The sequence below is a fragment of the Kitasatospora sp. NPDC002543 genome, from assembly GCF_053594915.1.
The window spans coordinates 84,317-106,683 of record NZ_JBSFWR010000009.1; the positions used below are offsets into that span (position 1 = coordinate 84,317).

19 protein-coding genes are annotated in these 22,367 nt (G+C 73.8%); 6 read left to right on the forward strand and 13 right to left on the reverse strand.

Annotation, left to right across the window (positions count from 1 at the left end):
• Positions 1-291 precede the first annotated feature (291 nt).
• Complete coding sequence (locus ACWD4P_RS06675; protein WP_359831512.1) at positions 292-1,077, forward strand: SLATT domain-containing protein; 786 nt, start codon at positions 292-294, stop codon at positions 1,075-1,077.
• A gap of 39 nt (positions 1,078-1,116) precedes the next feature.
• Here ACWD4P_RS06675 and ACWD4P_RS06680 read toward each other — a convergent pair whose 3' ends face one another.
• From ACWD4P_RS06680 to ACWD4P_RS06690, 3 genes are all read right to left on the reverse strand, one after another.
• Positions 1,117-1,764: a hypothetical protein gene (locus ACWD4P_RS06680; protein WP_359831514.1), complete on the reverse strand. Its 648-nt coding sequence runs from the start codon at positions 1,762-1,764 to the stop codon at positions 1,117-1,119.
• Between the two features lie 116 nt (positions 1,765-1,880).
• A complete protein-coding gene (locus ACWD4P_RS06685; protein WP_449778804.1) occupies positions 1,881-2,906 on the reverse strand; it encodes a GntR family transcriptional regulator in 1,026 nt (341 codons plus the stop codon).
• Between the two features lie 150 nt (positions 2,907-3,056).
• Complete coding sequence (locus tag ACWD4P_RS06690; RefSeq protein ID WP_359829722.1) at positions 3,057-3,854, reverse strand: carbon-nitrogen family hydrolase; 798 nt, start codon at positions 3,852-3,854, stop codon at positions 3,057-3,059.
• Positions 3,855-4,028: 174 nt separating this feature from the next.
• Here ACWD4P_RS06690 and ACWD4P_RS06695 point away from each other — a divergent pair, with 174 nt between their 5' ends.
• Positions 4,029-4,850: a maleylpyruvate isomerase family mycothiol-dependent enzyme gene (locus tag ACWD4P_RS06695; protein WP_359829721.1), complete on the forward strand. Its 822-nt coding sequence runs from the start codon at positions 4,029-4,031 to the stop codon at positions 4,848-4,850.
• 65 nt (positions 4,851-4,915) lie between these two features.
• Here ACWD4P_RS06695 and ACWD4P_RS06700 read toward each other — a convergent pair whose 3' ends face one another.
• Entirely contained in the window at positions 4,916-6,316 is a 1,401-nt protein-coding gene (locus tag ACWD4P_RS06700) for an MFS transporter (RefSeq protein WP_449778805.1), read from the reverse strand.
• A gap of 59 nt (positions 6,317-6,375) precedes the next feature.
• Positions 6,376-7,608, reverse strand: a complete 1,233-nt coding sequence (locus ACWD4P_RS06705) for a M64 family metallopeptidase (protein ID WP_449778806.1) — start codon at positions 7,606-7,608, stop codon at positions 6,376-6,378.
• A 365-nt stretch (positions 7,609-7,973) separates the two neighbouring features.
• On the opposite strand from ACWD4P_RS06705, the gene ACWD4P_RS06710 reads away from it, so the two are divergent.
• Both ACWD4P_RS06710 and ACWD4P_RS06715 read left to right on the forward strand, forming a co-directional pair.
• Positions 7,974-8,909 carry a hypothetical protein gene (locus ACWD4P_RS06710; protein ID WP_449778807.1) on the forward strand — a complete coding sequence of 312 codons (936 nt, stop codon included), beginning with the start codon at positions 7,974-7,976 and terminating at the stop codon, positions 8,907-8,909.
• A 214-nt stretch (positions 8,910-9,123) separates the two neighbouring features.
• A complete protein-coding gene (locus ACWD4P_RS06715) occupies positions 9,124-10,065 on the forward strand; it encodes a hypothetical protein (RefSeq protein ID WP_449778808.1) in 942 nt (313 codons plus the stop codon).
• Positions 10,066-10,146: 81 nt separating this feature from the next.
• Here the strand turns inward: ACWD4P_RS06715 and ACWD4P_RS06720 are convergent, their stop codons facing one another.
• The 3 genes from ACWD4P_RS06720 to pdhA are packed head-to-tail and all read right to left on the reverse strand — an operon-like array spanning position 10,147 to position 13,754.
• Positions 10,147-11,610: a dihydrolipoamide acetyltransferase family protein gene (locus ACWD4P_RS06720; protein ID WP_449778809.1), complete on the reverse strand. Its 1,464-nt coding sequence runs from the start codon at positions 11,608-11,610 to the stop codon at positions 10,147-10,149.
• A 15-nt stretch (positions 11,611-11,625) separates the two neighbouring features.
• On the reverse strand, positions 11,626-12,600 hold the full coding sequence (locus ACWD4P_RS06725; protein ID WP_449778810.1) for an alpha-ketoacid dehydrogenase subunit beta: 975 nt from the start codon (positions 12,598-12,600) through the stop codon (positions 11,626-11,628).
• Positions 12,600-13,754 (reverse strand): pyruvate dehydrogenase (acetyl-transferring) E1 component subunit alpha, encoded by a 1,155-nt coding sequence (gene pdhA / locus ACWD4P_RS06730; RefSeq protein ID WP_449778811.1) that lies wholly within the window; start codon positions 13,752-13,754, stop codon positions 12,600-12,602. Before pdhA ends, ACWD4P_RS06725 begins: the two co-directional genes overlap by 1 nt.
• 426 nt (positions 13,755-14,180) lie before the next feature.
• Between pdhA and ACWD4P_RS06735 the strand changes: the two genes are divergently transcribed.
• Positions 14,181-14,840: a response regulator gene (locus ACWD4P_RS06735; RefSeq protein ID WP_074001879.1), complete on the forward strand. Its 660-nt coding sequence runs from the start codon at positions 14,181-14,183 to the stop codon at positions 14,838-14,840.
• Positions 14,841-14,905: 65 nt separating this feature from the next.
• Positions 14,906-16,006 carry a phosphotransferase gene (locus ACWD4P_RS06740; RefSeq protein ID WP_449778812.1) on the forward strand — a complete coding sequence of 367 codons (1,101 nt, stop codon included), beginning with the start codon at positions 14,906-14,908 and terminating at the stop codon, positions 16,004-16,006.
• 62 nt (positions 16,007-16,068) lie between these two features.
• Here ACWD4P_RS06740 and ACWD4P_RS06745 read toward each other — a convergent pair whose 3' ends face one another.
• The 5 genes from ACWD4P_RS06745 to ACWD4P_RS06765 form a co-directional block, all read right to left on the reverse strand.
• The gene (locus tag ACWD4P_RS06745; RefSeq protein WP_449778813.1) at positions 16,069-17,793 is read right to left on the reverse strand and encodes a protein kinase domain-containing protein; all 1,725 of its coding nucleotides are present in this window, start codon (positions 17,791-17,793) and stop codon (positions 16,069-16,071) included.
• Between the two features lie 112 nt (positions 17,794-17,905).
• Complete coding sequence (locus ACWD4P_RS06750) at positions 17,906-19,351, reverse strand: protein kinase domain-containing protein (RefSeq protein WP_359828964.1); 1,446 nt, start codon at positions 19,349-19,351, stop codon at positions 17,906-17,908.
• A gap of 301 nt (positions 19,352-19,652) precedes the next feature.
• Positions 19,653-20,267, reverse strand: coding sequence for a bacterial proteasome activator family protein (locus tag ACWD4P_RS06755; protein WP_181970628.1), 615 nt, complete (start codon positions 20,265-20,267; stop codon positions 19,653-19,655).
• Between the two features lie 213 nt (positions 20,268-20,480).
• Positions 20,481-21,230, reverse strand: a complete 750-nt coding sequence (locus ACWD4P_RS06760) for a hypothetical protein (protein WP_449778814.1) — start codon at positions 21,228-21,230, stop codon at positions 20,481-20,483.
• Between the two features lie 151 nt (positions 21,231-21,381).
• Complete coding sequence (locus ACWD4P_RS06765; protein ID WP_359828962.1) at positions 21,382-22,359, reverse strand: NAD(P)H-quinone oxidoreductase; 978 nt, start codon at positions 22,357-22,359, stop codon at positions 21,382-21,384.
• Between the last annotated feature and the right edge of the window lie 8 nt (positions 22,360-22,367).

Here is a 22,367-nt window from a genome sequence, read left to right on the forward strand (position 1 = left end):
GGCGGGCGGGTCGGAGGATCCTCCAAGGCCGGCGGGACCGGTTCGGCGATGGGTGGCCGGGTCACGACGGCGGGTCACCGGACCCTCGCTCGGACGGGTGAAATCCGGCCGCCCCCCGCAACCCGCCCACCTCGGGTTCCGTTGGCCGAAACCGGTAACGATCAACGGAGAAGCGCCCCCACGGTCAGCCATTTGGCGGTAAGAAGTGCTGTTGGAGAACCACCGGCGGACACCACGTCAGCCGTTGCGCCGACAGACCCAGCAGTCCGCCCGCCACAGGGAGCCCCACAGGTGAGCCAGCCGGAAATGCAGCCCGAGGAGAGTGCCTGGGGCAAGGAGATCGGTGAGGAGGACCAGCCCGTCGCCGCCGTCGTCCGACGGGCCTCCACCCGCCGCCGAACCGACCTGAGCACCCGCCAGTTCCCGCTCGGGGACTGGGGCGAGCCCGCCGAACGGCTGGAGGAGCTGTACCGCTGGTCCGAGGAACGGGCGGTCGAGGCGATCGAGTGGTACCGCCGGGACCGGATCTGGAAGCGCCGCTGGGCCCGCCTGCTGCGGTTCGGCGCGGCCGGTTTCGCGGTGGGCGGGGTGACCGCCCCGCTGGTCGACCTGGCCGGCGCCTTCGCGCACGGCACCGGCTGGGGCTACGTCGGCTTCGCGCTCTCCGCCGCCTGCCTGGCCGCCGACCGGGTCTTCGGCCTCACCTCCGGCTGGATGCGGGACGTCTCCACCGGGCAGGCCCTGCAACGCCGCCTGGAGGCCTTCCAGTTCGACTGGGCGTCGGAGTGCGTGCGCGAGGTGCTCGGCCCGACCGAGGGCACCGCGGGCGAGGCCGCCGAGCGCTGCCTGGGGGTGCTGCGCCGCTTCTGCGAGGACGTCTCGGACATGGTCCGCTCCGAGACCTCGGAGTGGATGCTGGAGTTCCGCGCCTCGATGACCCAGCTGCCCACCCAGTCCGGCGGGGCCTGGGGCGGGCGCAGCGAGCCCGGGGTGGGTGCCCAGGTGCGGGTGCTGCCGCCGCCGGGCACCCGGCCCACCATGCCGCGCCAGCGGCCGCCGGAGGGGCCGCTGCGGTAGCGCCGGGTGCTCCGGGGCGGGGTGCTCCGGGATCGGGGGTCAGGCGAAGACGATCATCGAGCCCTGGGTGACGCTCCTGGTCGCCGCCGCGTACAGGCCCGACCAGGCGTGCCGCTCCCGCGCGAAGGGGTGGACGTCGTCGATCGGCGGCCCGAAGGGCTGCTCCAGGCCGGTCGGTCCGAGCGGCCGGGTCGGGTCCGGCGGGTTGAACGGGTCGATGCCCAGCGCCGGTGCGACGGCCTGGAGTTCGCGCAGCAGCCCGTGGCTGGAGCCGAGCGGGCCGCCGGAGGCGAGCAGCGTGTCGTCCACCAGCGGCACCGCGAACTCGACCGGCACGTACGCGCCGGCGTGGTCGAAGTGCCAGACCAGGTGCGACTGTTCCGCGCTGCCCTCGAACATCTCCAGCAGCTGCTCGTAGTCGCCGCCGAGCGCGTCGACCGGGGTGATGTCCAGTCCGGTGAGGCCCAACAGGTAGGCGCGGCGCAGGAAGTGCAGCGAGTCGTAGTCGAAGGCGGCTATCGGCTCGACCGCGCCGCTGACGCCGGGGACGAAGCGGTAGACCGGCACCTCGGGCAGCCCGTTGGAGGCCAACACCGCGTTGTAGAGCGCGAGGTCGTCCCGGAAGGGGTTGTCGGGACTGTGGCTCAGCACGTCCACCAGCGGGACGAGCCAGAGGTCGCAGGCCATGGCCGGCAGTTCCTCTCCGGAGGCGGGGATCGCCCGCGGAGACGGGGCGACGACGGGGGCTGGGTCGGTACCCGGACGGCCCTTTCGCGGGGCGCCCGGTCCGACGACCGCCCACCCTACCGGCCCGGACCGCCGTACGGGTCGGGCCGGCCCCGCGGGGCCTCCGGCGACGGCTCGGGCAGCCGCCGGCCGAACCGGCCGTACGGGATCGTGCGCGGCTGCGGCACCAGGCCGAGGCCCAGGCCCAGTTCACGGCCGAGCTCCCGGCCCACCTCGTCGCCGCGGCGGCTCCGCTCGCCGCGGGCCGCACCGGGCTCGGCGACGGGCCCGACGGCCGGCTCCGGCCGGGCCGGCGGCGCGGGCGGCGCGGGCGGCGGTTCGACCGGCACCGGCGGCGAGTCCTCCCCGGCGTAGGCGGTGAGCAGCTCCAGGACCGTCACCGACTCCAGCGGCTGCCCGGCCAGCCCGGCCAGCAGCCGGACGGTGTACAGGTTGTACTCGCAGATGATCCGGTGCGCGCCGGCCGAGTCGCGGGCCTCGATCGCCTCGACCAGGTCCGGGTGGCGCTCCCAGCAGACCCCGCCCAGCGAGGGCAGCTTCCGCAGGTAGCGCGCGGCGAACATCCAGGACTGCACCCGCAGCCAGTCCAGGTAGTCGGCGATCCGGCGGTTGCCGAGCAGCCCGCCGACCTCCTGCCAGAACCGGCGGTCGCAGCCCACCATCACGTCCAGGTTCCCGGCCCGGGCGGCCCGCACCGCCGCGTCGGCCCGGCGGTGCAGCGAGGGCAGCCGGCTGAGGTCGGGCAGCGCCCGGCGGTCGGCGTACTGGCGGTGGAAGCTGTCGGTGATCAGGACCCGGGACTCGAAGATCTCCAGGAAGTCGTCCCACCCGAGCTCGGGCACGGTGAAGCCGCGGTGGTGCTCGGCCCGCAGCAGCCCCTGGGCGCCGAGGTCGACCAGGGCCTCACGGGCCGGGGTCGCGGAGACGCCGTACAGCTCGGCGATCTCCTTGACGGTGAAGTTGCGGCCGGCCGCGAGGCGGCCGGCCATCATCTCCTCGCGCAGCGCGCCGGCGATCTGCTCGCGCAGGCTGTTGCGGTGGATGACGGGGCGGGGGGTGTCGCCTGCGCCGTTGTCAGGCATGGGCGCGACCTCCTCGGGCGGCCTACCGTGCCGGCCCTCGTACGGGCCGGCGGGGAACACGACGAGTGCTCATCTTCTCAAACCCGATCGACCCAGGTACGAACCAACCCACCCCGAACGCCGTCCGCCGCGCCCCGGCCCCGCTCCGGCTCAGCGCTGGACCGGCGCCGGAATCCCCAGCAGACGGTCCCGGAGCACCGGGAACTCCGCGCGCGCCTTCGCCACCTCGGCCGGGTCGAACGCGACCGTCAGGACCTCCTCGTCCGGCCCCGCCTCGGCCAGCACCCGGCCCCACGGGTCCACCACGACGCTGTGCCCGGCCTGCTCGATCCCGGCGTGCGTCCCCGCGGTGTTGCAGGCCAGCACGAAGGCCTGCTCCTCCACCGCCCGCGCCCGGGCCAGCAGCGTCCAGTGCTCGCGCCGCTTGGCCGGCCAGGCCGCCGGGACCACCAGCAGCTGCGCGCCGGCGTCCAGCAGCGCCCGGAACAGCTCCGGGAAGCGCAGGTCGTAGCAGGTGGCCAGGCCCAGCGTGCCGAAGTCGGTGGGCGCGGTGACGATCTCCTGCCCGGCGCCCATCACCACCGCCTCACCGCTGTCGAAGCCGAAGCGGTGGATCTTGCGGTACGTGTGCACCAGCTCGCCGTCCGGGGAGAACAGCAGCGAGGTGTTGTAGATCGGCCCGTCCGGATCGCGTTCGACGATCGAACCGGCGTGCAGCCAGACCCCGGCGGCCCGGGCGGCGGCCGACATCACGTCCGAGGTGGGTCCGTCCAGGGTCTCCGCGCCGTCCGACCAGAGGTCGTGGGCGAAGCCGCCGAGCGGCCACAGCTCCGGGAGCACCACCAGGTCGGCGCCCTGCTGCGCCCTGACCAGGGCCGCCGCCCGGGCCCTCCGCTCGGCGGGCGGCTCCGCGTCGGAGACCGCGAGTTGGATCAATGAAGCGCGCACAGTACCACCGTCCACGGCAAGAGACCTACGATCGTCACCCGAAAGCGCTGCCCAGCTGTCACCCGGCAGCGTAACGTGCGGTTAGCGTGTGCGCCCGGAAAGCCGGACCATCCCGGTCGGCCGTGACGGCGGGGCACAGGTGGCAAGGAAGCTGACGGAGGGCCGGAGATTCCCGTGACGGACAACCAGACCGTGCAGGCTTACACCGAGGCGTGGACCCAGACCATCGAGTCCATATCGGAGCTGGTCGCCCCCCTTCCCGAGGGCTCCTGGAACCGGGCCACCGAGTGCCCCGGCTGGTCCGTCCGTGACGTCGTCTCGCACGTGATCGCGGTCGAGTCCGACCTGCTCGGCGACCCGCGCCCGATCCACTCGCTGCCGCGTGACCTCCGTCACGTGACCACCGAGTTCGCCCGCTACGTCGAGCTGCCGGTCGACAAGCGCCGCTGCCACACCGCGCTGGAGATGACCAGCGAGCTGGAGTACACGATCATCCGCCGCTCCCGGGCGCTGCGGAACGCCAAGCAGACGCCGCAGGAGCCGGTGCGCTGGCCGGCCGGGCCGCTGGCCCGGGACGTCCCGTACCACGAGTTGCTGCGGATGCGGGCCTTCGACGTCTGGGTGCACGAGCAGGACCTGCGCCGGGCCCTGGAGGCCCCGGGCAACCTGGACGCCCCGGCCGCCCTGATCACCCGGGACCTGCTGCTGGAGCTGCTGCCCAAGGCCGTCGCCAACAAGGCCGGCGCCCCGGCCGGAACGGCCCTGGTGCTGGACGTGACCGGCCCGGTGGAGTTCCTGCGCACCGTCCGGGTGGACGCCACCGGCCACTGCACCGTGGACGAGTCGATCAGCCTGGCGCCCGACGTCCAGCTGACCATGGACTGGGAGACCTACCTGCGGCTCGCCTGCGGCCGCGGCCGGCCGGGCCCGGTCACCGTCGAGGGCGACCGGGAGCTGGCCGAGCGGGTGCTGGCCAACTTCTCCGTCACCATCTGAGTCCCGGCCCGGACCCGAGCCGGCCCGGGGCCGGACCCCGGGCGGGTCCGGCCCGGGGTCCGGGCTCAGCCCGGCTGCGCCACGACCTTCCGGCGCAGCCGCAGGATCATCGCCGTGCCCAGCGCCAGCGGGACGTACTGCCAGCAGAACGCCCAGCGGAAGGCCGCGGCCGAGTACGAACCGGCGCCGTCCGGGGAGAGCGCGTCCAGCAGCACGCCGATGCCGAACAGGGTGATCATCGTGCCGATGAAGCCGCCCATGTTGACGATCCCGGAGGCGGTGCCGAGCCGCTCCGCGGGGTTGCGGGCGCGCGCGTAGTCGAGGCCGACCAGTGAGGCCGGGCCGTTGCTGCCCATCACCAGGATGATCCCGACCAGCAGCCAGGCCGGCGGGTGGCCGCCGGGCCAGGACAGCACCAGCGCCCAGCCGAGCGCGGTGGCCGCGATGACGCTCAGCACGATCGGCATCCGGGCCCGCGCCGAGGCGGAGAGCAGCCGGCCGAAGACGAAGCCGAAGGTCATGTTGCTGAGCACCAGCAGGGTCAGCAGTCCGCCCGCCCCCGCCCGGGACATGCCCTGGGCCTGCACCAGGTAGGGCAGGCCCCAGAGCAGGCCGAAGGCGTTGCCGGGGAACTGGGTGGTGAAGTGGATCCAGAGGCCGAGCCGGGTGCCCGGCTCCCGCCAGCAGGCGAGCACCTGGCGGCCGACCTTCGGCCTCGCCGCCGCGGTCTCCGGCGCCGCCGCGGCCTCCGGGTGAGCGGCCTCCGGGTGGAGCGCGTCCCGGACCGGCGGGTCCTGGCGGGGCGCGTCCTGGAGGAAGAGCGCGACCAGCGCGAACACCCCCACGCCGAGCAGCGCGATCGCGGCGAAGGTGGGCGTCCAGCCCTCGCTGTGCAGTGCCCGGGCGAGCACCACGGTGGTGACCAGGTTGCCGCCCATCCCGGCCAGGCCGGTCAGCTGGGCGACGAACGGGTTCCGGGCCGCCGGGAACCACCGGGCGGCGATCCGCAGCACGCTGATGAAGGTCATCGCGTCGCCGCAGCCGAGCACCGCGCGCGAGGCCAGCGCGGGGCCGAAGGCGGAGCTGAACGCGAAGGCCAGCTGGCCGGCGCTCAGCAGCAGCACGCCGAGCAGCAGCACCCGGCGCGGCCCGAACCGGTCGACCAGCAGGCCGACCGGGATCTGCATGGCCGCGTAGACCAGCACCTGGAGGATCGAGAAGGTGGACAGCGCCGAGGCCCCGATGCCGAAGCGGTCGGCGGCGTCCAGTCCGGCCACGCCGAGGCTGGTGCGGTGGATGACGGCCAGGATGTAGACGCTGACGCCGATGGACCAGGCCAGCCAGGCCGCGCGGCCGCCGGGCGGCACGGGCCCGGGCGGTGGCGCGGGGGCGGCCGGGGGCTCGGCGGTGGATCGGGGAGCGGGGACGGACAGGGACGGGACTGAACGGGCGGGCTCCACGGTCATAGTCCGACCAGATTAGTCATCCCATGATTGGACGCCCAGATCCGGGGCGGGGCCGGGACTCAGCCGGCCAGGGTCCAGGACACCGAGCGGGTCATCCAGCGGTCCCGGAAGGCCTCGTCCCGCACCCAGTCGGTGGTGTCCTTGACGGTCGCCGTCACGGTGGCCGTCCGCCCCGGGGGCAGCTGGAGTCGGGCGGTGTCCAGCGAGGAGCCGTCCTCGGACTGCGGCGGCACCGGGACGCCGTCCACCTTCCACTCCACCTTCAGCTGCCGCGGGCCGTTCAGCGGCAGCGGCCGGACTTCGAGCCGGGGCCGGCCGGAGACCTCGCCCGGCGGCGGCACCGGGGCGTCGGTCGGCCGGACCTTGCGGTACAGCGCCTCGACGATCGCCTCGCGCGAGGGGAGGTTGTACGCGCTGCCCAGGGTGCGCATCACCGAGTCCTGGGTGGGCCGGTAGAGGCCGTTGGCGCTGCGGTACGCGCCGATCACGCCGGCGCCGTCCGGGGACTCGGCGCCCAGCCAGCGCCACCACTTGGTCTGCTTCCTGCGCATGTCGTCGGCGTTGAGGGTGGCGAGGTTCGGGTAGTCGGCGTCCTCCGGGGCGCTGTCGTACTCGTCGCCGAGGTCCCCCACGGTGTGCCCTATCTCGTGCTGGATGATCCGCCCGGCGTCCGGGCTGCCGCCCGCCAGGGTGGTCACCCCGGTGCCGCCGGCCCCGCCGTACTCGGTGGAGTTGGCCAGGGCGATCAGGTACTGCGGTCCGGCGCTGTCCCCCGCGTACCGGGCGGTGGCGGCCTCGTCGGCGCAGAGCAGCCGAGCGGTGCCCTCGCACCAGAAGTGCATGCCGAGCGGGGTGGTGGTCCTGCGGCCGCGGCTCTCGGACTCGGCGATCCCGGAGACCGGGGAGACCACCTCGACCCGCCTGATGTTGAAGAAGCCCTGGTAGGTGCGGAACGGCTCGATGTCCATCAGCGCGTGCCAGGCCCGGTCGGCCTGCTGCCGGAAGAGGTCCTGCTCGCCGGCCGTGTAGCCGTCGCCGAGCAGCACCAGGGTGATCCGGTTGGCCGGGTCCCCGGTGCGGCGTATGTCGACGGTGGGGGCGGCCGCGGGTATCCGCTGGTCGGCCTGGAGGGCCGTGTGCGGAGGCACCGCGCGGTCGGCCGGGGCCCCCGGGCCGATCACGCCGAACGGCGAGGGGCCGATCAGCTCCAGGGCGCCCGGGAGGGCGGCGGCGGACACCAGCACGAGTGCGGCCAGACTCCGGACGAGACGGCCAGGCTTGCCAGGCGCCATACGGGTGCGTCCTCCGGGTTCCGGTCACCCGGCGTCGCCCGGGTGGTGGAGCGGAGACGTACCCGGGCGGCCGGGACTCCCCTGTCCGGCCGCGAAAAAGTCACCGACCTGGCCGAACGATCCGCACTTTCCGGATCATTCAGGTCATACCAACCACATGCCCGAACGGCCGCAGAGGCCCGCCGGAGGTGCCCGAAAAGTTTTTTGAATCCACCTGCAACCCCCTGCGGGGATGCGCGTCTATACGGGTGAAGGCACGGAGAGCGAGACCGGCAGAGCCGGGGGGCGCTTCCGCTCAGGAGGAGCGGAGCCGGTCGTCTTCACCCACTCACACCACCAGCACGACCACCCTGGGGACCCACGCCATGCGCATGCCCGTTATCACCCGTTTCGCGAAGAACGACCGCCCGCTCTCCGGCCGCCGCCGCATCGCCACCGTCGCCGCCACCGTCGTCCTCGCCGGCGGCGTCCAGTTCCTCGCCACCGACAGCGCGTGGGCCTGCGGCGACCACCGGACGGGCGGCGCCTACGAGGCCGCGGCCAACGCGACCGGGCTCTCCCCCGACACCGCCATCACCTCGGCCAGGTCCTCGGTGGTCGCGGACGGCAGCTGGAACGAGGTCTCCCTCAAGGTCACCAACAGGGCGGCCGAGGACGCCCACGGCATGGAGCCCTTCCTCGCCCTCGCCACCCCGGGCTCGGGCGCCGCCGCCCGGCTCAAGGACGTCAAGATCCAGTTCAAGGACTACACCGGCGCCTGGAAGAACCTCCAGCTGCGCGACGGCTGCTCCCGCGTCGTCGACGTCACCGGCTCCCAGCGCCAGCGGATGGCCGCCAACAGCTCGACGACCTTCACGTTCCGGTACTCCCTGGCCCCCAGCACCCCGGCCGGCGTGACCACGATCGACATCCTGGCCTCGACGGAGATGGCGGGCTCGCAGGGCCCCGGCGACTCGGGGTTCAAGGCGGTCAAGGTCACCCACCCCCAGGACGGTGCCACGGCCAAGCCGACCACCCCGGCCAAGCCCAAGCCCACCACCCCGGCGAAGCCCACCACGCCCGCCAAGGACACCAAGACCACCGAACCCGCCACCGACACCACCAAGGACGCCGCCCCGGCCACCGAGGCCCCCGCGACCCCGACCGCCGCACCGGCCACCACCGCCCCCGCCGGCACCCCCGAACTGGCCCACACCGGCTCCTCCGCCACCAACACCCTCCTCGCCACCGGCTCCGCCGCGCTCCTCGCCCTCGGAGCCGGCGTCCTGATCGCCGTGCGCCGGCTGCGCCACCAGCGCTGACCGACCGCCGACGGGGCCGAGCGGCCCTCGGCCCCGTCGAACGAAGAAATCCTCCGGACCACCCGCAACCCCCGCCGGGGATGCGCGTCCATGCACATGAAGGCACGGAGAGCGAGACCGGCAGAGCCGGGGGGCGCCACCGCTCAGGAGCAGCGGCGGAGCCGGTCGCCTTCACCACACACTCGTCAGACCATGACCATCGGGGAGTCACGTCATGAGCACGTCCGTTATCAACCGTTTCGCGAAGAACGACCGCACCCGTTCCGGCCGCCGTCGCCTCGCCACCCTCGCCGCCACCGCCGTCCTCGTCGGCGGCGTCCAGTTCCTCGCCACCGACACCGCCTGGGCCTGCGGGGCCCCGGATGACGCCCCGGTCACCGCCCCGGCGAAGCCGTCCGCCGCGGACGAGCAGGACGACTCCCTCGAACTGCACGGCCAGGGCGCCACCGCCGTGTTCTCCAAGGTCCCCTCCGCGATCACCGTCGGCGGCCCCAAGGCGGAGTTCAGCCTCAAGGTCACCAACAACACCGGCGCGGACTACCACCGGATCACCCCGGGCATCTCGTTCTTCAACCTCAACGGGAGCACCCCGAGGCCCTCGCAGGTCACCGCCGAGGTCCTGTCGAACGGTCACTGGCAGCGCATCGCCCTGCGCAACGGCTGCGACCCGGCGATCGGCGGCAACGCCCCGTCCGCCGGCGTGCCGCTCGCCAAGGGCCAGACCGTCTCCTTCCGTTTCCGGGTGGGGCTCTCCGCCGACGTGGCCAAGGACGTCGAAGGGCTCCAGATCATCGGCTCGCCGAACCACGGCCGGGGCGGGATCACCGAGGTCGCGGTGATCCACCCGAAGCCGTCCGAGAAGCCGACCACCCCGGCCAAGCCCAAGCCCACCACCCCGGCGAAGCCCACCACGCCCGCCAAGGACACCAAGACCGCCGAACCCGCCACCGACACCACCAAGGACGCCGCCCCGGCCACCGAGGCCCCCGCGACCCCGACCGCCGCACCGGCCACCACCGCCCCCGCCGGCACCCCCGAACTGGCCCACACCGGCTCCTCCGCCACCAACACCCTCCTCGCCACCGGCTCCGCCGCGCTCCTCGCCCTCGGAGCCGGCCTCCTGATCGCCGTCCGCCGGCTGCGCCACCAGTGCTAGTCGAACGGGCGGCCACAGGAAAGGGGCCCTCCTCCGCACGGCGGTGCGGAGGAGGGCCCCTTCCTCATGCCCTACGGGGCGTCAGCCCCAGGTGATCAGGCGCTTCGGGCGCTCCAGCAGGGCGGCCACGTCGGCCAGCACCTTGGAGCCCAGCTCCCCGTCCACCAGGCGGTGGTCGAAGGAGAGCGCGAGCGTGGTCACCTGACGCGGGACCACCTTGCCCTTGTGCACCCACGGCAGCTCCCGGACCGTGCCGAAGGCCAGGATGGCGGCCTCGCCCGGGTTGAGGATCGGGGTGCCGGTGTCGACGCCGAAGACGCCGACGTTGGTGATGGTGATCGTCCCGCCCTGCATGTCGGCCGGCGAGGTCTTGCCCTGACGGGCGGTGTCGACCAGCTCGCCGAGCGAGGTGGCCAGCCCCGTGAGGGTCTTGGACCCGGCGTCCTTGATGTTCGGGACGATCAGGCCGCGCGGGGTGGCCGCGGCGATGCCGAGGTTCACCTGGCCCTTGAGGACGATCTCCTGGGCCGCCTCGTCCCACTGCGCGTTGATCTCGGGGTGCCGCTTGATCGCGGTGAGCAGCGCCTTGGCGACGATCAGCAGCGGGCTGACCCGGACGTCCCGGCCCAGCTCGCCGCTCTCCTTGAGCCGGCGGACGAACTTCATCGTGCGGGTCACGTCGACCTGCACGAACTCGGTGACGTGCGGGGCGGTGAAGGCCGAGGCCACCATCGCCTGCGCGATCGCCTTGCGGACGCCCTTGATCGGCACCCGGACGTCGCCCGCGGCGGGCACGAGCGCCTGCTGCGCGGCCGGCTCGGCGACGGCGGTCTCGGGCACCGCGGTCGCCGGGGTCGCCGGGGTCGCCGGGGTCGCCGGGGCGGCCGGGGCGGCCGGGGCGGCGGCATGGGCGTGCACGTCCTCGCGGGTGATCACGCCGTCCCGGCCGGTCGGGGTGACCGCGCGCAGGTCGACGCCGAGGTCCTTGGCCAGCTTGCGCACCGGAGGCTTGGCCAACGGGCGCTCCCCGCCCGGCAGTTCGGCCACCGGGGCGGGCGCCGCGGGGGCCACGGGCGCCGCGGCGGCGGCCGGGGCGGGAGCGGCGGCCGGGGCCGGCCTGGTGGCGGCGACCTTGGTCGTGGTCGTCCGCCGCGCCCGGCGCTGGGCGGTACCGGTGCGCGGGCCGTATCCGACCAGCACCTCGCGGCGCTCGGGCTCGGCCTCCTCGGCGGGGGCGACCGGAGCCTGGGCCTCGGCGGGGGCGGCCGGAGCCGCGGCCCCCGCCTCCCCGGCGACCGCGACCGAGATGATCACGGTGCCGACGTCGACCGTCGCGCCCTCGGGGAAGTGCAGCTCCTGGACCACCCCGTTGAACGGGATGGGCAGCTCCACCGCCGCCTTGGCGGTCTCCACCTCGCAGACGACCTGCCCGTCGGTGACGGTGTCACCGGGCTTGACGTACCAGCTGAGGATCTCGGCCTCGGTGAGGCCCTCGCCCACATCGGGCATCTTGAACTCGCGGAGCGAGCGAACTTCGGTGGTCATCTACGCTCCCCTGGATCAGTACGCGAGTGCGCGGTCGACGGCGTCGAGCACGCGGTCCAGGTCGGGGAGGAAGGCCTCCTCGACCCGGGACGGCGGGTACGGGGCGTGGTAGCCGCCGACCCGCAGGACCGGTGCCTCCAGGTGGTAGAAGCACTTCTCGGTGAGCCGGGCGGCCAGTTCGGCGCCCATGCCCAGGAAGACCGGTGCCTCGTGCACCACGACGGCCCGACCGGTGCGCTTGACCGACTCCTCCAGGGCGGCGAAGTCCACCGGGGAGAGCGAGCGCAGGTCGACGACCTCCAGCCGGCGGCCGTCCTCCTCGGCGGCCGCGGCGGCCTCCAGGCAGACCTTGACCATCGGGCCGTACGCGATCAGCGTCGCGTCGGTGCCGGGCCGGACGATCCTCGCGTCGTGCAGGCCCAGGTCCGCGGCGTCGCCGACCTCGCCCTTGTCCCAGTAACGGCGCTTGGGCTCCAGGAAGATGACCGGGTCGTCGGACTCGATCGACTGCCGCAGCATCCAGTGCGCGTCGTGCGCGCTGGCCGGGGTGACCACGCGCAGACCGGCGGTGTGCGCGAAGTACGCCTCGTGCGACTCGCTGTGGTGCTCGACCGCGCCGATGCCACCCGCGTAGGGGATGCGCACGGTGATCGGCATCTTGACGTGGCCCAGCGCGCGGGCGTGCATCTTGGCCAGCTGGGAGACGATCTGGTCGAAGGCCGGGTAGACGAAGCCGTCGAACTGGATCTCCACGACGGGGCGGTAGCCGCGCAGCGCCAGGCCGATCGCGGTGCCCATGATCCCGGACTCGGCGAGCGGGGTGTCGATCACCCGGTCCTCGCCGAAGTCCTTCTGGAGGCCGTCGGTGATCCGGAAGACGCCGCCGAGCTTGCCGATGTCCTCGCCCATCAGCAGGGTCTTCGGGTCGTTCTCCAGCGACTTGCGCAGCGCTCCGTTCAGCGCCTTGGCGATGCTCAGCTGACCGGCCATCAGTTGTTCTCCCCCGCCTCGAAGGAGGCCGCGTACTCGGCGTACTCGGCCCGTTCCTCATCGACCAGCGCGTGCGGCTCGCTGTACACGTGGTCGAAGATCAGGGTCGGGTCCGGGTCCGGCATGCCGCGCACGCCCTCGCGCACCCGCAGCCCCAGCCGCTCGCTCTCGGCGTCGACGGCGGCGAAGAACTCCTCGTCGGCCTGGCCCTCCTTCTCCAGGTGGGCGCGGAGCCGGGCGATCGGGTCCTTGGCCTTCCAGGCCTCGGTCTCCTCGGCGTGCCGGTAGCGGGTGGGGTCGTCGGAGGTGGTGTGGGCGCCCATCCGGTAGGTGAACGCCTCGATCAGCACCGGGCCGTTGCCGCTGCGGGCGTGGTCCAGCGCCCAGCGGGTGACCGCCAGACAGGCCAGGACGTCGTTGCCGTCGACCCGGACGCCCGGGAAGCCGAAGCCGGAGGCGCGGCGGTACAGCGGGATCCTGGTCTGGGTGGTGGTGGGCTCGGAGATCGCCCACTGGTTGTTCTGGCAGAAGAACACGACCGGCGCGTTGTAGACCGAGGCGAAGGTGAAGGCCTCGTTGACGTCGCCCTGGCTGGAGGCTCCGTCGCCGAAGTACGCGATCACCGCGTCGTCGGCGCCGTCCTTGGTGATGCCCATCGCGTAGCCGGTCGCGTGCAGGGCCTGCGCACCGATCACGATGGTGTACAGGTGGAAGTTCTTCTCGTTCGGGTCCCAGCCGCCGTGGTTCACGCCGCGGAACATGCCGAGCAGGTTCAGCGGGTCGACGTCGCGGCACCAGGCCACGCCGTGCTCGCGATAGGTGGGGAAGGCGTAGTCGCCGGTGCGCATGGCACGGCCGGAGCCGACCTGGGCGGCCTCCTGGCCGAGCAGCGAGGCCCACAGGCCGAGCTCGCCCTGGCGCTGGAGCGCGGTGGCCTCGGCGTCGAACCGGCGCACCAGCACCAGGTCGCGGTAGAGGGCGCGCAGCTCCTCGGGAGTGGTGGTGAGGGGGTAGTCCGGGTGCTCGACCCGCTCGCCTTCCGGCGTGAGCAGTTGGACGAGCTCCGGCTGGGCCTCCTTGCCCTTGGCGCGGAGGGTGTCAGGGACGCCGGGGGCCGCCTTCTTGCGAGCCCTCGCCGTGCTTTTGACGGTCACGTTCACTCCTCGGTCTGTCCGGCCGCCCGGGGTCGCCGGTGACCGGTCCGGTCACCGCCTCGCGGGGCGCGCTTGGGTGTGCGCTCCCACTGCGGGGCAGGTGGTGATCCTGTTCCGACGGCGTCCCTCACGAGAACGTTACCCAGCGTCCGCCCTCGACGCGCTTGCGCTAGGACGTCCTACTTGTTCAGGGCCTACAACCCCGAGGGTGCCGCGTTCGGCTCGCCGTCGGAAGGGTGGGGGTGACGGTCGGCGTGACGCAGCTCTCAATTCGAGCGCCTTCAGGACACCAGCGCACGTTATCCGGGCAGACGCCCGTACGTAAGGGGGTTCTCGGTATCGGTTTCGGACGGCCCCGACCTGACCGTACTGCCGAGGAGGTCCGAGTGATAGGCCTTTCGTACGGTGATATGGGAGGCTTTGGACGTGACTGATAACGGACAAATCAGGGTATTCCTGCTCGACGATCACGAGGTCGTCCGACGGGGCGTGCACGACCTGCTGTCGGTCGAGGACGACATCGAGGTGGTCGGCGAGGCCGGCACGGCCGCCGAGGCGCTCACCCGGATCCCGGCGGTCCACCCGGACGTGGCGGTGCTCGACGTCCGGCTCCCGGACGGCAACGGGGTCGAGGTCTGCCGCGAGATCCGGTCCAAGCTGCCGGAGATCAAGTGCCTGATGCTGACCTCGTTCTCGGACGACGAGGCGCTGTTCGACTCGATCATGGCCGGCGCCTCCGGCTACGTGCTGAAGGCGATCCGCGGCACCGACCTGATCACTGCCGTCCGGGACGTCGCGGCCGGCCGCTCGCTGCTCGACCCGGTCGCCACCAGCAGGGTGCTCGCCCGGCTGCGCGACGGCGGCGAGAAGGAGGACGAACGGCTCGCCCAACTCACCAAGCAGGAGCGGCGGATCCTCGATCTGATCGGCGAAGGTATGACAAATCGTCAGATCGGCAACGAGTTGCACCTGGCCGAGAAGACGGTGAAGAACTACGTCTCCAGTCTGCTCGCCAAGATGGGCATGGAGCGACGCACCCAGGCGGCCGCCTTCGTGGCGCGGCACCAGGCCGACCACCAGTACTGACCGGACGCCTGCACAGAACTGACGGTTTGTCAAGGGCCCCCGCAAGGGGGCCATAACCTCTGCACGTGACTTTCAGCCAGACCCTCGCCTGCGCACCGGCCCGCCCCGATCTCTCCGCACCGCCGATGGGAACCCTCAGTCCACCCGTCCCGCTGGGAGCGCTCGCCGAGGTCCTGGCCCGCTACCGGACAGGGCGGCTGCTGACCGCCGAACCCGTCGCCGAGGGCCTGCTGAACCGGGGGTACCTGGTCACCACCGAGGCCGGTCCGTACTTCCTGAAGTGCTACGTCGACTCCGCCACCGCCAGCCGTCCGAGGATCCTCGCCCACCACCGCGCGATGGCCGCGCTGAACGCCCTCGGACTGCCCGTGGCACCCCCGCTGGCCTGCGCCGAACGCTCCGGCACGGTGGCCTCCTGGGGCGGCCGGATGTTCGCGCTGTTCCCCTGGGTCGAGGGCCGGCACCGGCACGGCGGCGAGCTCGACCCGTCACAGTGCGACGCGCTCGGCGCGCTGCTCGGCCGACTGCACGGCGCGCTCGACGACGTCTGCGCCCCCCTCGAACAACCGCCCGGATACCAGAGCGCCGACCCCGTGGAGAGCGCCGCGCTCGCCCGCGACCTGCGGCGCCGCGCCCGGGAGCACCACCCGGCCGGGGAGCTGGACGCACTGGTGGTCGAACGGCTCACGGAACGGCTGGATCTGCTCGCCGAGCACGCCCACCGCCGCCCCGCCCCGCAGGCCGCCCCGCCCACCGGCTGGACCCACGGCGACTTCCACGGCCTCAACCTGCTGTACGACGACGGCCCGCGCGGAGGCCGGGTGGCCGCCGTCCTGGACTGGGACAAGCTCGGCCCCCAGCCACGGGCCGAGGAGGCCGTCCGGGCCGCCACGCTGCTCTTCAACGACCGCTCGTCCGGCGTCCTGGACCTGGTCCGGGTCCGCCGCTACTCCCAGGCCTACCGGGCCTCCGGCGCGGCCACCGCGGAGCACCTGGCCGCCGCCGTCCACCGGGTCTGGTGGGAGCGGCTGAACGACTTCTGGATGCTGCAGTGGCGCTACCAGCGGGCCGACCACCGGGCCGACCCGCTCTACCCCGCCTCCGCCGGTCAGTTGGCGTGGTGGTGCCAGGAGTACGAGCAGGTCCTGGACGCCTTCGCCAACTGACCGGACCGACCGCCCGCTCCGACGGACCGGTCCGAGCCGGTCTGCCGTCCGGCTGCCCGCCGTCAGTTCCCCGCCGGCGGGGGCGCCGTGGCCGGCAACGTCACCGGCGGGCCCGTCTTGGTCGGCAGCGGGTTCGGCGGCTGCGTGTTGCCGCCTCCGCCGCCGGGCGTCGCCCCGCCGGTCGAGGTCGCCGACGAGGTGGACGACGGCCCGCGGCTCGGGGGCGCGCTCGGCGTCGGACTCTGCGAGTGCTTGCCCGACGGCGAGGGCGACATGTTGCCGCCGCCGTTCCCGGTGCCGTTCCCGTTGTTGTTGCTGTTCGGGTCGGCCGGCTGCTGCGTCTTCTTACCGCCCGAGGACGAGGGCGGCGGGGTCGCCACCCCGCCGCTCTGGGTCGGCACGGCCGTCTCGCTGCTGGTGACCGCCGGGGGCTGCGTCGGGGTCACCGAGTGGTCGGTCGTGTCGTTGCCGCTGAGCGCGAACGCCATGCCCGCACCGGCCGCGACGAGCACCGCGATCGCACCGGCCACCCAGGCCCACGGCCCGCGCCGCCGCGGCCCCTGCCCGTCGCCGTCCTCGCCCGCCCCGTCGCCGCCGTACGGAGCGCCGGACACCTGGTAGGGCGAGGGGGACGCGTGCGGACCGCCCGGCGGGTACGGCAGCACGGAGGTCTGGTCGCCCGGGCCCACCGCGCCGAAGGCCGCCGTGGCCGCGGCCTGGTCCGGCCGGAGCACCTGGGTCGCGCCGGTGTCCCCCGCCGTGGCGCCGGCCCAGCCGCCCGAGCCGTGCATCTCGCGCAGCGCGTGCTGCACGTGGGCGCGGAACTCGTCGGCGTCCTGGAAGCGGTCGTCCGGGTTCTTGGCGAGCGAGCGGAGCACCAGCGGGTCGAGGCCGACCGGCACCCGGCCGTTGGCCTGCGAGGGCGGCATCGGCGGGTCCTGGACGTGCTGGTAGACCACCGACAGCGGGGTGTCGCCGGTGAACGGCGGACGCAGCGTGAGCAGTTCGTAGAGCATGCAGCCGGCCGCGTACAGGTCCGAGCGGTGGTCGACCGGCTTGCCGAGCGCCTGCTCGGGCGAGAGGTACTGCGGGGTGCCCATGACCATGCCGGTCTGGGTCATCGTGGTGGCCCCGCCGGTCAGCGCGCGGGCGATGCCGAAGTCCATCACCTTGACGGCGCCGGTGTTGGTGATGATGACGTTGGCGGGCTTGATGTCGCGGTGGACGATGCCGTTGCGGTGGCTGTAGGCGAGCGCCTCCAGCACCCCGGCGATGATGATCAGCGCCTGGTCCACCGGCGGCGCCTCCTCGTCCGCCAGCAGCTCGCGGACGGTGCGGCCCTCGACCAGCTCCATCACGATGTACGGCGTGGACTCGTCCCCGACGTACTCCTCGCCGGTGTCGTAGACCGCGACGATCGAGTGGTGGTTGAGCGCGGCGACGGCGTGTGCCTCGCGGGTGAAGCGCAGTCGGGCGACGTCGTCCTGGGCCAGCTCGCCGCGCAGCAGCTTGACCGCGACGGTGCGGCCGAGCCGCACGTCCTCGGCGGCGAACACCTCGGCCATGCCACCGCGCCCCAGCCGGTGGGTCAGCCGGTAGCGGCCGTCGCCGACGGTGCTCAGCGGCACGGCGGTGCCGCGGCCCGGGGTCTGCGGGCCGCCCGCGGGGAACGGCGGCAGCGCCGAGGTCGGGGCCTCGGCGCTGGGCTCGGGGATCCTCGGCGTTCCGCCGGTCCGGCCGACCGCTCGGACACCCGCGTCGTCGTCCGGCTGCTGCGTCTGTGCCATCGCTCCTCGCCCCGGGCGTTCGCTCGGATCGCGGTGCCCTGTCGCTTACGTATCCCCGAACGCTACCGCTTCCGGCGGACGGACGCGGCACCCGCGAACCGGCCGGAAACCCTCAGAGCAGGCCATTCCGGTCGGCGGGGAGGTCGACGACCAGCACGTTGGCGGGGCGCTCCGAGTGGCTGAACTTGCCGCCGGTCTTCTGGTCCGCCTTGTTGACCACGATCGCGATGATGATGCCCGCGAGCACCAGCACGCCGATGATGATGCCGATCACGACCACGGCCGTCGAGCAGCCGCCGCCGGAGGACGCCTTCGGCTGCTGGTACGGCGGCATCGGCCGCGGCGGCGGGGTGTGCGCCTGCGGCGGCTGGAGGTACTGCGGGTGCGGGGTGTGCGGAGCCTGCGGCTGCGGCGTCTGGTACGCCGGCGGCGGCGTCCGGTACTGCGGCTGCTGCCCGCCCTGCTGGAGGTACTGCGGGTGCGGGGTGTGCGGCGCCTGCGGCTGCGGCGTCTGGTACGCCGGCGGCGGCGTCCGGTACTGCGACTGCTGCCCGCCCTGCTGCGGGTACTGCGGCGGGGGCGTCTGCGGGGCCTGCGGGGCGGCGTGCACCGAACGCGGTCCCTCGTTGATCACCAGCGGGGTGCTGGCCTGCAGCCGGTGCCCGTTGCCGCCGCCCTTGGCGGCCTCGATCAGCCGCTCCGCCTCGTCCCGCATCGCCGCCGCGCTCTGGAACCGGTGCGCCGGGTCCTTGCGCAGCGCCTGCGCCACGAAGGCGTCCACCTCGGGGGTGACCGCGCGGTTGAGGGTGGAGGGCGCCGGCGGCTCCTCCTGGACGTGCTTGTAGGCGATCGAGAACGCCGAGTCGCCGTCGAAGACCAGCTGACCGGTGATCATCTCGAAGAGCATCACGCCCACCGAGTACAGGTCGGAGCGGGCGTCCACCGGCTTGCCGAGCGCCTGCTCGGGCGAGAGGTACTGCGGGGTGCCGACCACCATGCCGGTCTGGGTCATCGACGTGACGCCGGATTCCAGCGCGCGGGCGATGCCGAAGTCCATGACCTTGACGTTGCCCTTGCGGTCGAACATGACGTTGCCGGGCTTGATGTCGCGGTGCACCAGGCCCATGTCGTGCGAGGCCTCCAGCGCGTTCAGCACGCCGACGGTGACCTTCAGCGCCTCCTCGCACGGCATCGCGCCGTACTGACCGATCGCCTCGTTGATCGCCTCGCGCAGGCCCATGCCGTCGATCAGCTGCATGACGATGTACGGCGTGCTGGAACCGTCGGGGGCGACGTCCTCGCCGCTGTCGTACACGGTGACGATGTTCGGGTGCTCCAGCCGGGCCACGGCCTGGGCCTCGCGGCGGAACCGCTCCTTGAACGAGTCGTCCCGGCCCAGTTCGCTGTGCATGCTCTTCAGCGCGACCTGCCGGTCCAGCACGCGGTCGTGGGCGAGGTGCACGGAGGCCATGCCGCCCTCGCCCAGCAGCCGCTGCAGGACATAGCGGCCGTTGCCCAGGGAGAAGCCCTCGACCGCCGCGTTGCCGTGCTCGCTCATGGTCCTCTGCTCCCCCTCGGCGCGGCCGTGCGTGCCGCAGCCTGACGTTCGGTCTCGTCCGTGCGTGGTGGGCCCGGCCCGCTGGCCCGGCGAGCCCCTGCCGCGGCGGTTCCTCCGGCCGGCGACAGGGGTCAGGGTATCGGCTCGCGCCGACGGTGATCGGTCCAGGGCCGGGGCGCGGTCCGGGCCGCCGGTCCCCGTTCCCGGCGACCCTGGGCCGGGGAGGACGGTCCCGGTACGTCCGGTCCGACGGCGCCCCGTCGGACCGGACGTGCCTACCGGCGGGTACCGCCGGGTGCGGCTACAGGTAGGGGCCGGAGCGGATGCCGCGGCCCTGGCCCGGCTCGTCCTCGTCCGGCTCACCGCTGTGCAGACCGGGGGGCAGCGCCCTGCGCATCTGCTCCAGCTGGGCCCGCGCCGCCATCTGCTGGGCGAACAGGGCGGTCTGGATGCCGTGGAACAGGCCCTCCAGCCAGCCGACCAGCTGGGCCTGGGCGATCCGCAGCTCGGCCTCGGTCGGGATGGTGTCGTCGGTGAACGGCAGCGACAGCCGCTCCAGCTCCGCGACCAGCTCCGGTGCCAGACCCAGTTCGAGCTCCTTGATCGAGCTCGCGTGGATGTCCTTCAGCCGCACCCTGCTCGCCTCGTCGAGAGGCGCCGCCCTGACCTCCTCCAGCAGCTGCTTGATCATGCTGCCGATGCGCATCACCTTGGCGGGCTGCTCGACCATCTCGGTCACCGGGAGCTCACGCGGCACGTCGCCCTCGTCGTCCCCGTCCCCAGCCGCACCGGCGAACCCCTGGCCCACGGGCAGCCCGTCCGGTCCGACGATCAGCACCTTCTGGCCGTCCTGCGACTGCCCGCCGGCGGCCCGGAAGGGCTCCTGCGACGGGCGCTCGTTCATCGGATTCGTCATGAACAACATTCTCTCTCACTGGGGTTGGTCGGGCGGAAGCCCCCGTCGTCCCGCCGTCCTGCGCCACCCCGTGACGAAGGTACGCCCCCGGGCCCCGCGCGGGCATCCGTACGGATACTCAGTTCCCCCGGCCCGGCCCCCTCGGTGCCTCAGCCCTTGCCCGGACCGGCCCCGCGCGGCCTCAGCCCTTGCCCGGACCGGCCCCGCGCGGCCTCAGCCCTTGCGCAGCCGCAGGCCGACCAGGCCCAGACCGCAGCCGATCAGGCCCAGGCCGACGCCCAGCGGGAGCTGGGTGGTGGAGGCGTCCTGCCAGCGGGCGGGGAAGATCACCGGCACGGCGGCGACGGCCGCCACCGGCTGCCCGCCCGCCGCCGCGGTGTCCGCGGCGGCCGGGTCCGGCGCGGCCGCGTCGCCGGGCGTCTCCGCCTCCGCGGCGTCCCCGTCGGTCTGCGGCGGCTCGGCCTCGGCGGCCGGCTCCGGGGCCCGGTCGGGCTCCTGCTCGACGGCCTGGGCGGCGGCCTGGTCCGCGGGCTGCTCGGGACCCTGCTCCGGAGCCCGGTCGGGGGCCTGCTCCACGGCGGCGTCGGAGTGCTCGGGCAGGGAGGCCGGGCGGTGCCGGTGGGCCCGGGGGAAGTCGCCGCCCGGGTGCGGGTGCGGCGGCAGCCGGCGCGGCGGCGCGGCCTCCGGCCCGGACGCATCCGGTTCGCCGCCCGGATCGGCGTCCGCCTCCGCCCCCGCCTCCGACGAGGGCGGCGCCTCCGACGAGGGCACGGCCGCCGGCAGCCGCAGCACCGTCGGCGAGGGCAGCGCCACCGCCGCCGAAGCGGCGGCCAGCGGCAGCGTGAGGCCCAGCACGACCGCCGCGAACAGCCGCTGGGTACGGCCCGGGGAGCGGCGGGAGGCACCACGGCGGTGCGGCGGGACGGGCAGCGGCCCGAGGAGTGCGTGCGGTGATGCGGCCACGGTCGGAGTCCTTCCGACGGCCGACGGCGCCCGGGGGCGGGATCGGCGGCGGGACTGCTCCGGACCAGGCTCGCACGCCCCGGCCGTTACGGCATTTCGGGCAATTCACCACCCGTGTGCCACCGCCCCGCCGCCGTCGGGAGCCCCGGGCTCAGGCCCGCAGCACGACCTTCCCGACCTGCTCCCCGCGCTCCAGCACCCGGTGCGCCTCGGCCACCTCGGCCAGCGGCAGCACCCGGTCCACCACCGGCTTCACCACCCCGGACTCGACCAGCGGCCACACGTGCTCCCGCACCGCCGCCACGATCGCCGCCTTCTCCGCCAGCGGCCGCCCGCGCAGGTTGGTGGCGATCACCGCCGCGCGCTTGCGCAGCAGCGTGTTGAGGTCGAGCTCGCCCTTCACCCCGCCCTGGAGTCCGATGATCACCAGCCGCCCGTTGACCGCCAGCGCGTCCACGTTCCGCTGGAGGTACTTGGCGCCCATGATGTCCAGGACGACGTCCGCCCCGGCCCCGCCGGTGGCCTCCCGGAGCACCTCGACGAAGTCCTGCTCGCGGTAGTCGATCAGGATGTCCGCACCCAGCTCGGCGCACCGCTCCAGCTTCTCCCGGCTGCCCGCGGTGACCGCGACCCGGGCGCCGACCGCCTTGGCCAGCTGGATCGCCATCGTCCCGATGCCGCTCGCACCGCCGTGCAGCAGCACCGTCTCGCCGGGCCGCAGGTGGGCGGTGAGGAAGACGTTGGACCACACCGTGCAGGCGACCTCGGGCAGCGCCGCGGCCTGCTCGGCGGACAGCCCGGCGGGCAGCGGCAGCAGCTGCCCGGTCGGCACCGCGACCAGCTGCGCGTAGCCACCGCCGGCCAGCAGCGCGCACACCTCGTCGCCGACCGCCCAGCCGGACACCCCGGGCCCGAGCGCGACGATCCGCCCGGCGCACTCCAGCCCCGGGTAGGGCGGGGCGCCGGGCGGCGGGTTGTAGAAGCCCTGCCGCTGGAGCAGGTCGGCACGGTTGACGGCGGTGGCCGCCACCTCGACCAGGACCTCGCCCGCAGCGGGCACCGGATCGGGCACCTCGGCCCAGACCAGCGCCTCGGGACCACCGGGTACGGGAATCGTCATCGCATGCATGCCCCGAA

What these genes read in the sequence shown, in the direction of transcription:
- ACWD4P_RS06680 (WP_359831514.1), bottom strand. Translation starts at nt 1,764, where the DNA reads ATGGCCTGCGACCTCTGGCTCGTCCCGCTGGTGGACGTGCTGAGCCAC.
- ACWD4P_RS06685 (WP_449778804.1), bottom strand. Translation starts at nt 2,906, where the DNA reads ATGCCTGACAACGGCGCAGGCGACACCCCCCGCCCCGTCATCCACCGC.
- ACWD4P_RS06700 (WP_449778805.1), bottom strand. Translation starts at nt 6,316, where the DNA reads ATGACCGTGGAGCCCGCCCGTTCAGTCCCGTCCCTGTCCGTCCCCGCT.
- ACWD4P_RS06705 (WP_449778806.1), bottom strand. Translation starts at nt 7,608, where the DNA reads ATGGCGCCTGGCAAGCCTGGCCGTCTCGTCCGGAGTCTGGCCGCACTC.
- ACWD4P_RS06710 (WP_449778807.1), top strand. Translation starts at nt 7,974, where the DNA reads ATGCGCATGCCCGTTATCACCCGTTTCGCGAAGAACGACCGCCCGCTC.
- ACWD4P_RS06715 (WP_449778808.1), top strand. Translation starts at nt 9,124, where the DNA reads ATGAGCACGTCCGTTATCAACCGTTTCGCGAAGAACGACCGCACCCGT.
- ACWD4P_RS06720 (WP_449778809.1), bottom strand. Translation starts at nt 11,610, where the DNA reads ATGACCACCGAAGTTCGCTCGCTCCGCGAGTTCAAGATGCCCGATGTG.
- ACWD4P_RS06725 (WP_449778810.1), bottom strand. Translation starts at nt 12,600, where the DNA reads ATGGCCGGTCAGCTGAGCATCGCCAAGGCGCTGAACGGAGCGCTGCGC.
- ACWD4P_RS06745 (WP_449778813.1), bottom strand. Translation starts at nt 17,793, where the DNA reads ATGGCACAGACGCAGCAGCCGGACGACGACGCGGGTGTCCGAGCGGTC.
- ACWD4P_RS06750 (WP_359828964.1), bottom strand. Translation starts at nt 19,351, where the DNA reads ATGAGCGAGCACGGCAACGCGGCGGTCGAGGGCTTCTCCCTGGGCAAC.
- ACWD4P_RS06755 (WP_181970628.1), bottom strand. Translation starts at nt 20,267, where the DNA reads ATGACGAATCCGATGAACGAGCGCCCGTCGCAGGAGCCCTTCCGGGCC.
- ACWD4P_RS06765 (WP_359828962.1), bottom strand. Translation starts at nt 22,359, where the DNA reads ATGCATGCGATGACGATTCCCGTACCCGGTGGTCCCGAGGCGCTGGTC.